9 protein-coding genes are annotated in these 14275 nt (G+C 65.7%); 4 read left to right on the top strand and 5 right to left on the bottom strand.

Translation table 11 applies throughout. The annotated features are described in order from the left end of the window. Positions 1-725 precede the first annotated feature (725 nt). From BP26_RS27495 to BP26_RS0109290, 3 genes are read left to right on the top strand one after another with little or no spacing between them, the layout of a single operon-like run. A complete protein-coding gene (locus BP26_RS27495; RefSeq protein WP_051748733.1) occupies positions 726-1535 on the top strand; it encodes a quinoprotein dehydrogenase-associated SoxYZ-like carrier in 810 nt (269 codons plus the stop codon). Between the two features lie 3 nt (positions 1536-1538). Then, the gene (locus BP26_RS0109295) at positions 1539-2495 is read left to right on the top strand and encodes a quinoprotein relay system zinc metallohydrolase 2 (protein ID WP_051748731.1); all 957 of its coding nucleotides are present in this window, start codon (positions 1539-1541) and stop codon (positions 2493-2495) included. A gap of 40 nt (positions 2496-2535) precedes the next feature. Further along, positions 2536-3795 (top strand): NAD(P)/FAD-dependent oxidoreductase, encoded by a 1260-nt coding sequence (locus BP26_RS0109290; RefSeq protein WP_029920303.1) that lies wholly within the window; start codon positions 2536-2538, stop codon positions 3793-3795. 104 nt (positions 3796-3899) lie between these two features. Here the strand turns inward: BP26_RS0109290 and BP26_RS0109285 are convergent, their stop codons facing one another. From BP26_RS0109285 to BP26_RS0109265, 5 genes are all read right to left on the bottom strand, one after another. Next, a complete protein-coding gene (locus BP26_RS0109285) occupies positions 3900-5585 on the bottom strand; it encodes an AMP-binding protein (protein WP_029920302.1) in 1686 nt (561 codons plus the stop codon). A 218-nt stretch (positions 5586-5803) separates the two neighbouring features. Beyond that, positions 5804-6985 (bottom strand): lipid-transfer protein, encoded by a 1182-nt coding sequence (locus tag BP26_RS0109280; RefSeq protein ID WP_029920301.1) that lies wholly within the window; start codon positions 6983-6985, stop codon positions 5804-5806. Between the two features lie 36 nt (positions 6986-7021). Further along, positions 7022-9610, bottom strand: a complete 2589-nt coding sequence (locus tag BP26_RS26550) for an SDR family NAD(P)-dependent oxidoreductase (protein ID WP_036516399.1) — start codon at positions 9608-9610, stop codon at positions 7022-7024. A gap of 108 nt (positions 9611-9718) precedes the next feature. After that, positions 9719-10861: an acyl-CoA dehydrogenase family protein gene (locus BP26_RS0109270; RefSeq protein ID WP_029920299.1), complete on the bottom strand. Its 1143-nt coding sequence runs from the start codon at positions 10859-10861 to the stop codon at positions 9719-9721. 171 nt (positions 10862-11032) lie between these two features. Then, positions 11033-13531 (bottom strand): c-type cytochrome, encoded by a 2499-nt coding sequence (locus BP26_RS0109265; RefSeq protein ID WP_051748729.1) that lies wholly within the window; start codon positions 13529-13531, stop codon positions 11033-11035. Positions 13532-13649: 118 nt separating this feature from the next. On the opposite strand from BP26_RS0109265, the gene BP26_RS0109260 reads away from it, so the two are divergent. After that, entirely contained in the window at positions 13650-14273 is a 624-nt protein-coding gene (locus BP26_RS0109260) for a TetR/AcrR family transcriptional regulator (RefSeq protein ID WP_029920297.1), read from the top strand. Positions 14274-14275: the final 2 nt, after the last annotated feature.

The following is a 14275-nucleotide window of genomic DNA, read 5'->3' as shown; positions in this document are numbered from 1 at the left end:
CTCAAATGCGGGCGGGGGATGTCTCAGGAAGTCTGTGCCTCTTGTCCAGGCCAGATGCGCAGCGATGTCCCTCCACCCCAGCGCTTCTACTTTCGCAGAAACGCTGAATGGACCATACAAGCGCAGCGAAGGATCTGGCCTCGTAACTCTGAAACCTCACTGCATGCGCTTGCGCGCGTGCTGGATCCTCCTGAACGCCTGGGCTGAGTTTTCGCCTCCGGCGAGTCACTTTTCTTGACGCAAGAAAAGTAACCAAAAGAACATGCCCCGGAGTTTGCGCCGGACTATCGCGAAAAGAAGAAGCGCGATAGTCCGGTCCCCTGCGCTTCTCGCTCGTGGCGGGGTCCACAGACAGGCCGTCCCTGGCCTGTCTGTGGACGCTTCGGCATCCTGCCTCGCCCGGCGCGAACACGCGCGCCGGCTCATGCCGCCACGAGCTGCGATGCTCGGCGCAAACTACGGGGCGGAAAGTCAAAAGCCAAATCAAAAACAACGCCAAAAGCGCAAAGCAACGTCAAAAACCCAAAACAACAGCAAAAGCGGTCTCCGGCGTATTGCTCTCCGAATCCCGTACCTTCTTGTTGACCCCAAAATGCGCAGGTACATCACACGCTCGCCGCATGCGTGCCAACAAAAAACCTTGGCACGCATGGCACGCATGGTGTTTTGTGTGTCGAAAAGGAAACACCATTGCCGGTACCCGGCCAAGCGCCTAGGCTAGCCCGATGAGCAAGCCAAGCCGCATCCTGTTCCTGTTATGGGCATCCACGCTGGGACTGGCCGCCCCGGTCCTAGCCGACGGCCCGCCGCCGACCGGCGCCTGGGACTTCATGCGCAAGCAGTTGTACGGCGAGCGCGACATCGGCATTCCCGGCGATGCCTTCATGAAGATCGAAGTACCGGAAAGCACGCCGGATCCGGCCGCCACCTCGGTGAACATCAAGCTCGGCCCGGAAGCGCAAGGCAGGATCAAGAGCCTGCGGCTGATCATCGACAACAACCCGGCGCCGATGGTGGCGACCATCGACTTCCCGGCCGGCTCGCCGATCAACGGCATAGAGACGCGCGTGCGGGTGGACCGCTTCACCTCGGTGCGCGCGGTGGCCGAAACCACCGACGGCGGCCTGGAGATGCGCAGCCAGTGGGTCAACGCCGCCGGCGGTTGCTCGGCGCCGTCCAGCGCGGCCGCGGGCGGCACGCTCGGCGAAATGCGCTTCCGGCCATCGGCAGACGACAAGGCCCTGCAGGTCAGCATCCGCCATCCCAACCATTCCGGCTTCCAGATCGACCCGGTCAGCGGCGACCCGGTGCCGCCGCACTACATCACCCATGTCCGCCTGAAGGCTGGCAAGAGTGTTTTGCTGGAGGCCGACCTCGGCATTTCGATCAGCGAGAACCCGCTGCTGCGCATCAGTTCCAGTCAACCATTAGCCGCACCGCTGACGGTGGAAGCGGTCGATTCCAGGCAGGCCCGCTTCAGCGCGGTCTGGAAAGGTCCCGGCGGCGACGTCGCGGCCGGCACCGGCGCACCTTAATCCGTGCCCCGTTCCGGCAGGCGCGGCGGCATTGTCGCCGCCGCGGCAAACTGCCGCTGGCTGCTGTGTCTCACGCTGCTGGCGACGTTCGGCGCCAAGGCCCAGGATGCCTTTCGGCTCGAACAGCCCGCGCCCGGCGTCTTCGTCCACTTCGGCAAGCAACTGGCACTCGACGCACCGGGCCATGAAGACATCGCCAATATCGGCTTCATCGTCGGCACCAAGTGCGCCGCGGTGATCGACACCGGCGGCTCGGTGCGCACCGGCCGCGCCCTGCTGGCGGCGCTGCGACAGCACACGCAACTCCCCGTCTGCTACGTCATCAATACACACGTCCATGTCGACCACATCCTCGGCAACGCGGCGTTCCGGCAGGAGCATCCCAGCTTCGTCGCCCACGCCGCCCTGCCCGCCGCACTGGCGCGCAGCCGCGAACTGTTCCTCACGCAGTACGCCGCCGATCTCGACGCACCGGCCACGGCCAACCAGTTGATCGGCCCCGACCGCCTGGTGACGGACACGCTGAAACTCGACCTCGGCGGCCGCAAGCTGTTGCTCCTCGCCTGGCCCAAGGCCCACACCGATTGCGACCTGACCGTCTACGACGAACGCAGCGGCACGCTGTGGACCGGCGATCTGCTGTTCCGCGAGCGGCTGCCTGCGGTGGACGGCAGCATCAAGGGCTGGCTGGCGGCGCTGACACAGCTGGCGACGCTCAAGCCGCACTTCGTGGTACCGGGGCATGGTCCGCTTGCCAAGGACATAGCCGCGGCACTGCAACCCGAGCGCCGCTATCTCCAGGCGCTGGAAGACGGCGTGCGCGCCGCCCTGAAGCAGGGACAATCGATGCCCGAGGCCATGGATACCGTCGCCGTGAGCGAAAAGCCGCACTGGTTGCTGTGGGAGCAGGGCCACAAACACAACGTCGCGCGCGTCTACCAGGAGCTGGAATGGGAATGAAGCATCGCCCCGCCCTCGCCGCATGGCTCCGTAACTGAGCATGCGGCGACGGCGCTTCCTGCAACTCGGCTCGCTTGCCGCCCTCGGCAACTGGCCCGCTTTCGCCGACGCGCAGGGCAAGGCGCGCGGGCGTGTCGTCATCGCCGGCGGCGGCTTCGCCGGCAGCAGTTGCGCGCTTTACCTGAAGCGCGCGGCGCCGAAACTCAATGTAGTGTTGGTCGATCCGGAAGCACCTTACACCAGCTGCCCGCTGAGCAGCGGCGTGCTCGCCGGCCTGCGAGACCTGGCCTCCCTGCAAATCTCGCGCGAGGGATTGCAACGCGCCGGTGTGCGCTACCTGCCTGCAAGAGTCGCTGCCGTCGATGCGCGGCATCACCGCGTACGCCTGGACAATGGCGCCACGCTCCCCTACGACCGCCTGGTAGTGGCGCCCGGCATCCGCATGCGCTGGGGCACGCCGGAAGGCTACGACGAAGCGGCCGCGCAGCGCATGCCGCACGCCTGGATCGCCGGCGCGCAGACCAACCAGCTTGCCCGGCAGTTGCAGGCCATGGATGCGGGCGGCGTGGTCGCCATCAGCGTGCCGACGGCACCCTACCGCTGCCCGCCCGGACCCTACGAGCGCGCCAGCCTGATCGCGCATTTCCTGAAGGCCCACAAGCCGCGCGGCAAGGTGCTGATCTTCGACGCCAACAATCATTTTCCCAAACAGGATCGCTTCAACGAGGCCTGGCAGCAGTTCTACCCCGGGCTGATCGAGTGGATTCCGGTGACCGAAGGCGGCGCCGTACAGCGCGTCGAGCCGGAGAGAATGTTGCTGCATACCAGCGGCGGCGCACATGCGGTGGCGGTGGCCAACGTCATACCGCCGCAGGCGCCCGGCATGCTGGCCCTGGATGCGGGCCTGTGTTCAGGCCACGGCTGGTGCCCGGTGAAGCCGGAAACCTTCGAATCGACGCTGGTACCGGATGTGCATGTGATCGGCGACGCCTGCATCGCCGGGCCCATGCCCAAGGCCGCCTCGGCCGCCCACAGCCAGGGGCTGCGTTGCGCGCTGGCGCTCGCCGCCATCCTGGATGCCCAGGCCGCGCCGGATTCGTCGCTGAACAGCGTCTGCTACAACCTGCTTGCGCCGGGTTACGCCATCTCCATGCATGGGCGTTTCGGCATCACGGATGGCGCCATCGCCGAGATCAAAGACGAATCGGGTGAAGCATCCGACGCTCCTCAGAACCCGGCACGCGAAGCACAGGCCGCCGAGGACTGGTATCGCAGCATCGTTGCGGACTCGTTTGGCTGAGTGCGTTCTACCGCGAGAATCAATAACGAACGTCATATCGGCGAAAGCCGGTATGACGCTTTGGGAGGGTTGCTCCAGCAGCGGAACGAGCAGGACTGGCCCGCTTACTCCCAAACCACCTTGCTGCCCGCCTTCTTCCAGCTGTCCGCGCTGGGCAGGTAGCGGTCCTCGATGACGTTGCGCTTGATCTTCATGGTCGGCGTGAGGAAGCCGTTCTCCATGGTCCACTGCTCCTTCACCACCACGGCATAGTCCAGCTTCTCGTGGTCTTCCAGGGTGGCGTTGACCTGGTCCAGCAGCAGGGTGAATTCGCGCGCCAGCGTCTCGCGGCTCACCGCGCCTTCACGCAGATCCTTGTGCGCATCCGGCGAGGGCATCAGCAGCACGAAGGGCTGCGGCTGGGTCGGGCCGGTGACGCAGCTGACTTCGATCTTGGGATGGTTGAGCTTGTTCTCGATCGGCACAGGGGCGATGTACTTGCCCTTGCTGGTCTTGAACAGTTCCTTGACGCGGCCGGTGATGCGCAGGCGGCCCAGTTCGTCCAGCTCGCCGCGGTCGCCGGTCTTGAAGTAGCCGTCGGCCGTGACTTCCTCGGCGGTCTTCTCCGGCATCTTGTAATAGCCGAGCATCTGACTCGGGCTCTTCACTTCCAGCTCGCCGTTCTCGGCGATGCGGCATTGCGTGCCCGGCGAGGCGCTGCCGACATAGCCGACGCGCACCTGCCCCGGCCGGTTGGCGTGGGAGTTGCCGAAGTTCTCGCTCATGCCGTAGACCTCGAGCAGTTCCAGCCCGAGCTTGCGGTACCAGCCGATGATCTCCGCCGGCAGCGGCGCGGCTCCGGTGATGGCGAAGCGCACGTGGTCCAGCCCCATCTCGCGCAGGATCTTCTTCTTGATGAGGCCCGACAGCACCGGCAGGGCGAACAGCAGGCGCTGCTTGCGCGGCGGCAGCTTGTCGTTGATGGCGAGGTAGAACTTGGTCCACAGGCGCGGTACCGAGAAGAACAGCGTCGGCCGCGCCCGCTTCAGGTCCTGCTGGAAGGTGTCGAGCTTGTCGGCGAAGTAGACGCGGAAACCGTGGAACAGCGAGGCGCTTTCCACCACCGCGCGCTCGGCCACGTGGGCCAGCGGCAGGTAGGACAGCATGCGTTCTTCCGGCGTGACGTTCCACATCTCCTGCGCGCCGTAGAGCCCGGCGGTCATGGAGCGGAAGCTGTGCATCACGCCCTTGGGCCGGCCGGTGCTGCCGGAGGTGTAGACGATGGTGGCGAGGGCGTCGACGCTGCGATGCACCACGTCCTTCAGGGGCTGGTTCTTCTTCACCAGCTCTTCCCACTGTGGAATGTCCTTGAGCGGCGACATCGGCAGGCCGATCATCGGCACATCCTTGGGCAGGCCGTGGCGCAGGTCGTTCCAGGTATCGGTGGTGCCGTCCATCTTGCCGATGAACAGCAGCCTGGCCTCGCTGTGCTCCATGATGAACCGCGCCGTCTCGGCGTTGAGCGTGGGATACAGCGGCACGCTGACGAAGCCGGCCATCCAGATGGCCAGATCGGCCATGATCCAGTGCGCGCTGTTCTTGCCGAGCAGGCCGATGCTGCTGCCGGCCGGCAGGTTCAGGCCTTGCAGGTAGCTCGCCATGCGCCGCGACTGGTCCGCCACCTCGCGCCAGGGGTAGTCCACCACCTTGCCGCCCGGATAGGGCTGGGTCAGGTAGACCGCGTCCGGGGTATAGCGCTCCCAGTGCTGGAGACAGTTCAGCAGGTCGGTCTTGTCCGGGGTCGCGCTCATCTTCTCCTCCAGTATGTTTCTATAGTTTTTTGGCGTACGCCCGCGGGCGCCGCGGCACAGCATAAGCCCAAGCCGGGGAGGATTGCGCATTCGCGTCGAAAAAGCCTGAGGGAAAAGCCTATCGATCCCCCCTCTCAGGTCGTCATCCTGAGCGTAGCGAAGGATCTGGCTGTGCGCCGAGGCCAGATTCTTCGCTGCGCTCAGAATGACAACAACATCTAATCCCGGCGATACATCGTCACCACGCAGGCGCCGCCCAGGCCCAGGTTGTGCTGGAGCGCGATGCGCGCGCCTTCCACCTGGCGCTGGTCGGCGGTGCCGCGCAGCTGCCACACCAGTTCGGTGCACTGCGCGAGGCCAGTGGCGCCCAGGGGATGACCCTTGGACAGCAGGCCGCCGGAGGGATTGGTGACGAATTTGCCGCCGTAGGTGTTGTCGCCGTCCCAGATGAACTTCTCCGCCCCACCCTCGGGGCACAGGCCGAGGCCTTCATAGGTCAGCAGCTCGTTGGCGGTGAAGCAGTCGTGCAGTTCGACCACGTCGATGTCTTCCGGGCCGATGCCGGACTTCTCGTAGACCTGCTTGGCCGCCTGCACGGTCATGTCGTAGCCGACCATCTTGATCAGGCTCAGCGGCGCGAAGCTGCTGGCGTAGTCGGTGGTCATGGCCTGGGCGGCGATGTAGACCGCGTTCTTGATCTTGTGCTTCTTGGCGAAGGCGTCGGAGCAGACGATGGCCGCGCCGGCGCCGCAGGTGGGCGGGCAGCACTGGAAGCGGGTCAAGGGATCGAACACCTCTTCGGAAGCCATGATCTCGGCCAGGCTCAGCTTCTGGTTGAACAGGGCGTAGGGGTTGCGGCTGGCGTGGTCGCGCGCCTTCTCGGAGATCTTGCCGAAGGTCTCCTTTTTGGTGCCGTGCTGCCAGCGGTACTCGCGCCCCGCCCCGCCGAACATCTGCGCCGCCGGCGGCGCGTTGCTGATGCCCTGGGCGTCGACCATCACCTGGGCGTGGCGGCCCATCGGCGGCTCGCGGTCGTTGAACTTGTTGCCGAGCGCGCCCTTCTCCATCTTCTCGAAACCCAGCGCCAGCACGCATTCGGCGGCGCCGCTCTCCACCGCCTGCCGCGCCAGCCACAGCGCGGTGGAGCCGGTGGAGCAGTTGTTGTTGACGTTGACCACCGGGATGCCGGTGAGGCCCAGCTCATAGACGGCGCGCTGGCCGCAGGTGCTGTCGCCGTAGACGTAGCCGACATAGGCCTGCTCGACCTGGTCATAGGGGATGCCGGCGTCGGCCAGGGCCTTCTGCCCGGCCTCGCGCGCCATCTCGTAGTACTCGGCGCTGGCGCCCGGCTTGGCGAACTTGGTCATGCCGACGCCAATCACATTCACTCGGTTCTTCATGTTGCACTCCTCGTCATTCGATGCAATTGGATTCGCTCAGATCAGCTTGCTGAACACGGACAGCCCGTGCGCCAGGCGCACATCGCCGTCCACGCGCAGCTTGCCGCGCTGGTACAGGTCGCGCGCATCGGCCGCGCCGCTGGCCAGGGCCGCGAGATCCTCGTCGGCGATGCCGAACACGGTGGTGGCCTGGTCGCTCTGGCCCTGCTCCACCCTGGGCGATTTGCCGCTGAGATCGAGCACCCAGCTCGCCTCCGGTCCGCTGACCTTGAACGCCACCACCTGCCCGGCCAGGCCGTTGACCGCTTTCTTGTCGGACCTGAGGCGCTCGGCCAGGGCGGCGAACACCGCGCCACTCTTCGCTTCCTTCGGCGCGGCGGAGGCCAGGGCCGCCTTGGCGGGTGCAGCAGCCGGTGCGCTGGCCGCTTCCTGCAACAGCTTCGGATCCATCTTCTGCAGGAAGGCGAGCTTCTGCGAGGCCATGACGTTGCCGGTGACCTTCATCTTGCCGCCGAAGTAGAGCTTGTTCGGATCGGCCTTGCCGGTGGACATGGCGACGAAATCCTCGTCGCTCAATTCCAGCGTCACGTCCGGCTTGTCGGCCGTGCCCTGCTTCACCGCACCATCGCCGGACTTCATATCCAGGATCCAGGCGCTGTCCGGGTCCTTCAGGTTGAACTGGAACACGGTCCTGGTCTGCTCGCCCAGGCCCTTGCTTGCGGCCAGGTGCTTGCCGATGGCGGCGAACACATCGGCCGACACCGGGCCGGCAGCGACGGCCGCCGCTACCGCCTGCGCCTTGGGCTTGGCCTTGCGCTGCGGGATCTGCTCGTACAGTTCCACGGCGGCATTCTTGATCACCACCTTGTCGCGTTCCTTGACCCTGGTCTCGAACACGATGCGGTTGTCCGACTCCTTCCACATGCGCGTCACCAGGGTTTCACCCGGGAACACGCTCTCGGCGAAGCGCACCTTGATGCTCTTGAACTTGCGCGGATCATTGCCGCAGAAAGCCTTGATCACATGACGGCCGACATGACCGTAGGTGCACAAGCCATGCAGGATCGGCTTGTCGAAGCCGAAAGCCTTGGCGAAGGCCGGATCGGCATGCAGCGGATTCCAGTCGCCGGACAGGCGATACAGCAGGGCCTGGTTGAGATCGGTCTTCTCCTCGATCACGGCGTCCGGCTCGCGCGCCGGCGGCACGTTGCTCTCGCCCGAGGGCCCGCGCTCGCCGCCCCAGCCGCCGGCGCCGCGCACGAAGGTGGTGATCTCATTGTAGGCGATCTCCTCGCCGGTCTCGTCGGTGGTGGTCACGCCCAGCGCCACCACCGCATGCGGCGCCTTGTCGTAGGCGCTCTTGAAACGGAAGGTGTGCCTGAGCTTGCCCTTGGTCGGGAACGGGAATTTCACCTCGGTGTACTGCTCGCCGTGCAGCACGCGGTCGAAGCCGTAATTGAGGCCCGGCACCGGCGACTTGCCTTCCTTGGCCATGGCCAGCATGGCGTTCATCGCCGGCATCACCGCGTAGGTCGGCAGCACGTGGAAGCCGTCGCTGCTCAACTCGTAGACCAGCGACAGGTCCTTCTTGTCCAGCGGATCGGCCGCCGCGCCCACGCCCAGCGCGTAGAGCGCCACGTCATGCTCGCTGTGCGAGGACTCGACCGTGGTCTCGGCCTTGGAGGCTAGGTCCAGGTCGATGTACTGGTTGCCGCCCAGGCTCTTCGAATTCATGTTGGCCAGCACCGGCGCCATCGACTGGTTGATGTCGGCGGGATGCTCGGCCTCCTTGAAGTCGGTGATCTTGCCCCACTGCGCGGCGACTTCGTCCGGGCCGAAGGCGCGGCCGAGCTTGAAGCTGTGGCCGCGGGTGCGCTCCCAGCGCAGCTTGGAGATGTAGCCGGCGCCGACTTCGAACAGGCCGCCGGTCTCCTTGCAGTCCTCATGGCACAGCCAGCCCACCAGCGGCGACACCGATTCCGGCTTGAGCGCGGCGATCAGTTCCGGCGGCAGCACCGTCTCGGTCAGGCGCGAGCCGGCGATGGGTGCGATGGTGTTGCAGTGCACGTTCTTGCTGCGGCCCTCGATGGCGAGGGTGTTGGACAGGCCGAGGATGCCCAGCTTGGCGGCCGAGTAATTGGCCTGGCCGAAATTGCCGTAGATGCCGGCGGCCGAAGTGGTCATGACGATGCGGCCGTAGCCCTTGTCGCGCATCACCGGCCAGGCGGCGTGGGTCACCGCGAAGGAGCCCTTCAGGTGCACGCGCTGGATCAGGTCCCAGTCCTCCACCGTCATCTTCTGGAAGCTGCTGTCGCGCAGGATGCCGGCGTTGTTGACGACGATGTCGATGGTGCCGAAGCTGTCGAGCGCGGTCTGCACGATCCTGGCGCCGTCCTCGACCGAATCGTAGTTGGCCACGGCTTCGCCGCCGAGGGCCTTGATCTCTTCCACCACCGCGTCCGCCGCCGCCGAGGACTTGCCGCCGCCGTGGATGCTGCCGCCGAGATCGTTGACCACCACTTTCGCGCCGCGCGCGCCGAACAGCAGCGCGTGCTGCTTGCCCAGGCCGTTGCCGGCGCCGGTGACGATGACCACCTTGCCTTCGTAACGCAGTTGCTCTGACATTACCGCTCCTCCAGGTTTTTCGAATTCAAAACTCTATTGTTTGCCTGTCATTCCGCGCCGGGGCCGAAGCCTTCGCTGCGCCCAGGATGACAGATGAAGGTGCCGTGCCTATAAGGTCCTGGCAATCAGCTCTTTCATGATCTCGTTGGTCCCACCATAGATCTTGCTGGCGCGGGAGTCGATATAGGCCCGCGCGATGGGGTATTCCAGCATGTAGCCGTAGCCGCCGTGCAGCTGCACGCACTCGTCCACCACCTTGCACAGCAGGTCCGAGGTCCAGTATTTGGCGGCTGCCGCCGCATCCGGCGCCAGCTTGTTCTTCAGCTGCAGCTCGATGCAGCGGTCGACGAAGACCTGGCCGATGCCGATTTCCGCCTTCATCTCCGCCAGCTTGAAGCGCGAGTTCTGGAACGAGGCCACCGGCTTGCCGAAGACCTTGCGGTTGCGGGTGTATTCCAGGGTCATGTCCAGCGCCGCCTGGGCGCCGGCGATGGACAGGATGGCGATGATCAGCCGCTCCCAGGCCAGCTCCTTCATCAGCATGATGAAGCCCATGCCTTCCTTGGGGCCGAGCAGGTTGGACTGCGGCACGCGCACGTTCTCGAAGAACAGCTCGCAGGTGTCCTGGCCCTTCATGCCGACCTTCTTCAGCGGCTTGCCCTTGGTGAAGCCGGGGGTGCCGGCTTCCACCAGGATCAGGGACAGGTCCTTGGAGCCTTCGCCGCTGTCGCCGGTGCGCGCCACCACCACCACGATGTCGCTGAGATAGCCGTTGGTGATGAAGATCTTGGAACCGTTGATGATGTAGTCGCTGCCGTCCTTCACCGCGCGGGTCTTGATCGACTGCAGGTCGGAGCCGGTGCCGGGCTCGGTCATCGCCACCGCGCCGATGGCCTCGCCGCTGGCCATCTTCGGCAGCCAGTGCTGCTTCTGCGTCTCGTTGCCGAAGTTGTAGATGTAGTTGGCGATGATGTCCGAGTGCACCGAGAAGCCGACGCCGGATGCGCCGGCATGGGTCTGCTCCTCCATCAGCACCGTGCTGTAGAGCCGGTCGGCGCCCATGCCGCCGTACTCCTCTGGGATGGTCAGGCAGAGGAAGCCCAGGTCGCCGGCGCGGTTCCAGATGGCGCGGTCGACATGCTGCTGTTCTTCCCAGCGCTCGTGGTGCGGCATCACCTCTTCGGCGAAAAAGCGACGCAGGCTCTTGCGGAACTCTTCATGCTCCGCGCCGAACAGGGTTCTGGGGACCATCTGCCGCTTCTCCTTTTGATTGTTGGGGTTTTGTTGCCATGCAGCGTAATGAGGGTGGCGCCGGGACAGAATGCGCAGGGGGGACAAACGCTTGTGAAATTCGGAAAGGGGCTTGCCAACCTCGCTGGCTCTATCCGGCCTTGGAGTCGATGGCGGCGCCCTGATCGCTCCTCAAAGCGTCTTCAGGTATTCGATGATCGCCTTGCGCTCCGCGTCTGTCAGCACCGCGGTGAAGGCATGGCCCTGGTTGCCCTGGCTGTACAACAGGGTGTTGTAGACCTTGCGGTTCTCGATCTGCTGCTTGGTGAACGGCGGCGCGGTCTGGATCGGCAGGTTCCACAGGAACCAGAAGTTCTTGTACAGATTGCCCAGCAGGCCGCCGTCGGGCGCCGGCCCGTTCGGATTCGACAGGCTGCAATCCACGCCCGGCGTGGTGCCGGGATCGCCGCACTTGACCACGGCGTAGTTCCAGCCCAGTTTGGCGGGGTCGTAGGCGCGCTGCAGATCGGAGTCGTAACCCATCACCACCGAAGCGGGCAGACCGGCCGGTACCGGCGCGGAAGCGCGCTGCCAGATCACCGGCCGGTCTTCCGTGGGCTTGAGCACGCCCCAGATGTTGGGCACCGAGCCGTTGTGCAGATACGGTGCCGCGGCCCAGATGCCGTACAGCGGCGGCGCCAGCATGATCGGCGCATTGCCCGCGGTGCTGTACTGATCGCCCAGGCCGCAGTACAGGAAGGCGTTGCCCTGCGCCGCCTGCGGAATGGTTCCATTGGCATTGCGCAGGCTCTGGTTGGCCTCGCCGTAAATCGCATCGGTGCCGATCACGTTCATCGGCACGGTGCGCGCGGCGATGCCTTCCAGAGCCGGCGTATCCAGGTAGGTCGAATCGTTGACGTAGCGCGGCGAGTAGGCGCCGTGGCAGCTGGCGCAGGAGCCGTTGCCGCCGCCGCTGGGCGCGGGCACCGTGTTATTCAGGTCCGCGGCCCACAGGTTCTTGCTGTGGAACAGCACCGCGCCCTGCTGCGCCAGCGGCGTGTTGATGCAGGCGGGGTTGTCGTTCGGTCCCGGCGTGCCGTCGGTGTTGGCGCAGTAGCCGTAAGGCCAGGCGGGAGATTGCAGGGATTGCGCCCAGGTCTGGAACGGTACGTCGCTTTGATCGACCCAGGCCAGTGCCGCCTTGGCTCCGGCTCCGCCCAGGATGCCCTCGGTCAGGGGATAGTAGGCCGCCATGTCGATGCGCGAAGCGTCGGTGGGCAGGATCGCGCCGTGGAATTTCTGCGGACGATTGCTCAGGTTCCACCAGGGCGGGCTCTTGATGGTGCCGATGGCGCCGCTGTGGATCAGGTCGGCAATGGGCAGGGCCGAGGGATCGCCGCCGCTGAACAGGACAAACCCCAGCTGGAACTGGTCGATCGCCCCGGTGCCGCGGTTGCTGGCGATGTTGAGCAGGCCGCTGGTGGCGAGGAAGGCCGGCGCGCCCGCCGCGGTGAAATCGCGGAAGGCCACCTCGAAGTCGCCGATGCTGCCGGCGCCGCCGTATTGTGCGCCCATGCCGGCGCCATCGGCCGCGGTACCGAGCTGGCCGTTGTGGCAGAAGGCGCAGAACTTCACGCCGATGTTGCCGGTCCAGCTGCCGTCGGCCTTGCGCAACTGGGTGTAGACCAGCGGCAACTGGCCGGAACCGCCGTTGCTCTTGTTGGGATCTTCGCCGGGCAGCGGATAGGGATTGCGGTTCGGCGCCAGCGCGGAACCATGACGCTCGGCCACCAGCTGATCGAACTGCGCGGGACGTCCCGGCAGGCCCCACACCTTCCACAGGTTGTTGTAGTCGGTGGCCGGAATGGAAAACACGGTGCTGCTGGCGCTGCCGCTGAACATGGTGGCCGTTCCGACCTGGCCCTGGCCCTCGCCGATCAGGGCGCCCTGCACCAGCTGTTGCCGGTATTGCCCGCAGGTGGCGGGCTGCGGCGTGGGGTTGCTGCAGCTCCTCCAGTACGTGTTGAACACCACCGCCTTGCCCTGGTTGACGCCGGCCACCACCAGGCTGCGCGGATCGGCCGGCAGCACGGCGCTGTCCGGCAGCGGATTGCCGCTGTTGGCGCAATAGCTGTTCCATGCGTTGCCGGAATGCCGGCCGCCCAGCAAAGGCTGCTGCTGCGCCACCGGCGTGCCGCCGGCACCGGACAGCAGCGCGGCGCAGCCGGAGGGATTGTCCCAGCAGCCGAGCACGGTCTGCATCGCGCTATAAGGCTGGCTCCCCGAGGGCCAGGGCTGGCCGCCGGTGTGGCCTTGTGCAGGGTCGGACGGTTTGGTGAGCAGCTTGCTGGACGCCACGCCCTTGCCCAGGGTGCTCCAGGCGGTCATGACGTTGTTGTAGTCCTGGCCGCTGTCGCCGCTCAGCATGAACAGGTTGCCCTGCGTCGCCGCGCTGGTGCCGGCGGTATCGGCAACGCCGCCGGGGATATGGCAGGTGCGGCAGAAGCCGAGATTCGGCTCGACCCGCGCGGCGAAGAAATCCTGCGGCGTGGAGAAGCTGCCGCTGGTGGCATTACCGGTATCGCCGGAGCCGCCGGACGCAACCGGCGCGCCGCTGTAGTTGCCGCCGCAGGCGGCGAGGGCCGCACAGGCCGATGCCAGCAACAGCGCGCTGCCGATCCGCGTCTTCATGCCCTCTCCTCCAGCCTGCAACGCCGCCCGGTATTGACTCCGGATCATAAGTAGACTTTTGTCTGTTTCTAAAAACTAACATTTGTCTGTTTTTGTGTCAATGCGTTATTCTTGCGTCATGAATCAAGCGCTTGTACCGGATGGATTTCCCCGTCAGCCGCTGCAGCAGCGGGCCAAGGACCGTTTCGAGCGGGTGGTGGACGGCGCCCGCGAACTGCTGCTGGAAAGCGGCCTGAGCGGTTTCTCCATTCCCGAGCTGGCGGCACGCCTGGGCTATTCGCGCGCCACCATCTACAACTTCTTCCCCACGCCCTACACCATCTTCAACGAGCTGACACGGCGCTACCTGACCGAGCTGGAGCAGTTGCTGTTCCGCGGCGCGCAGGGGCTGTTGCAGCTGTCATGGCAGGAAGGCGCGAAAGGCATGGTCGCCTTCGCCTCGCAGTTCTACAACGCCAACCCGGTGGCGCGGTTGCTGATCCTGGGCGGGCCGATCACCGACGAGAGCTACCGCGCGCAGGAGCTGATGATCCAGCGCCTGGGCCGTCTGGTGCAGCAGGCGCTGGCGCAGCGCGGCATCGTGCTGCCGCCGTCGCCGCCGGACGTGTCGCTGCTGGCGGTGGAGATCGGCACCACGTGCTTCCGCGTTTCCTGCTTCCTGCACGGCGAGATCACGCCGCAGTACCAGGAGGAGGCGGGCAAGGCGATGATTGCTTATCTGTCGGGGTATGCGCCGGGGTAGTT

Source organism: Nevskia soli DSM 19509 (assembly GCF_000711955.1).
Lineage (GTDB): Bacteria > Pseudomonadota > Gammaproteobacteria > Nevskiales > Nevskiaceae > Nevskia > Nevskia soli.
Note: the sequence above shows the minus strand (reverse complement) of the source record. Positions and strands in the feature narration are given on the sequence as shown.

Coding starts and splice junctions, on each gene's coding strand:
- BP26_RS27495 (WP_051748733.1), top strand. CDS start 726: ATGAGCAAGCCAAGCCGCATCCTGTTCCTGTTATGGGCATCCACGCTG.
- BP26_RS0109290 (WP_029920303.1), top strand. CDS start 2,536: ATGCGGCGACGGCGCTTCCTGCAACTCGGCTCGCTTGCCGCCCTCGGC.
- BP26_RS0109285 (WP_029920302.1), bottom strand. CDS start 5,585: ATGAGCGCGACCCCGGACAAGACCGACCTGCTGAACTGTCTCCAGCAC.
- BP26_RS0109280 (WP_029920301.1), bottom strand. CDS start 6,985: ATGAAGAACCGAGTGAATGTGATTGGCGTCGGCATGACCAAGTTCGCC.
- BP26_RS26550 (WP_036516399.1), bottom strand. CDS start 9,610: ATGTCAGAGCAACTGCGTTACGAAGGCAAGGTGGTCATCGTCACCGGC.
- BP26_RS0109270 (WP_029920299.1), bottom strand. CDS start 10,861: ATGGTCCCCAGAACCCTGTTCGGCGCGGAGCATGAAGAGTTCCGCAAG.
- BP26_RS0109265 (WP_051748729.1), bottom strand. CDS start 13,531: ATGAAGACGCGGATCGGCAGCGCGCTGTTGCTGGCATCGGCCTGTGCG.
- BP26_RS0109260 (WP_029920297.1), top strand. CDS start 13,650: ATGAATCAAGCGCTTGTACCGGATGGATTTCCCCGTCAGCCGCTGCAG.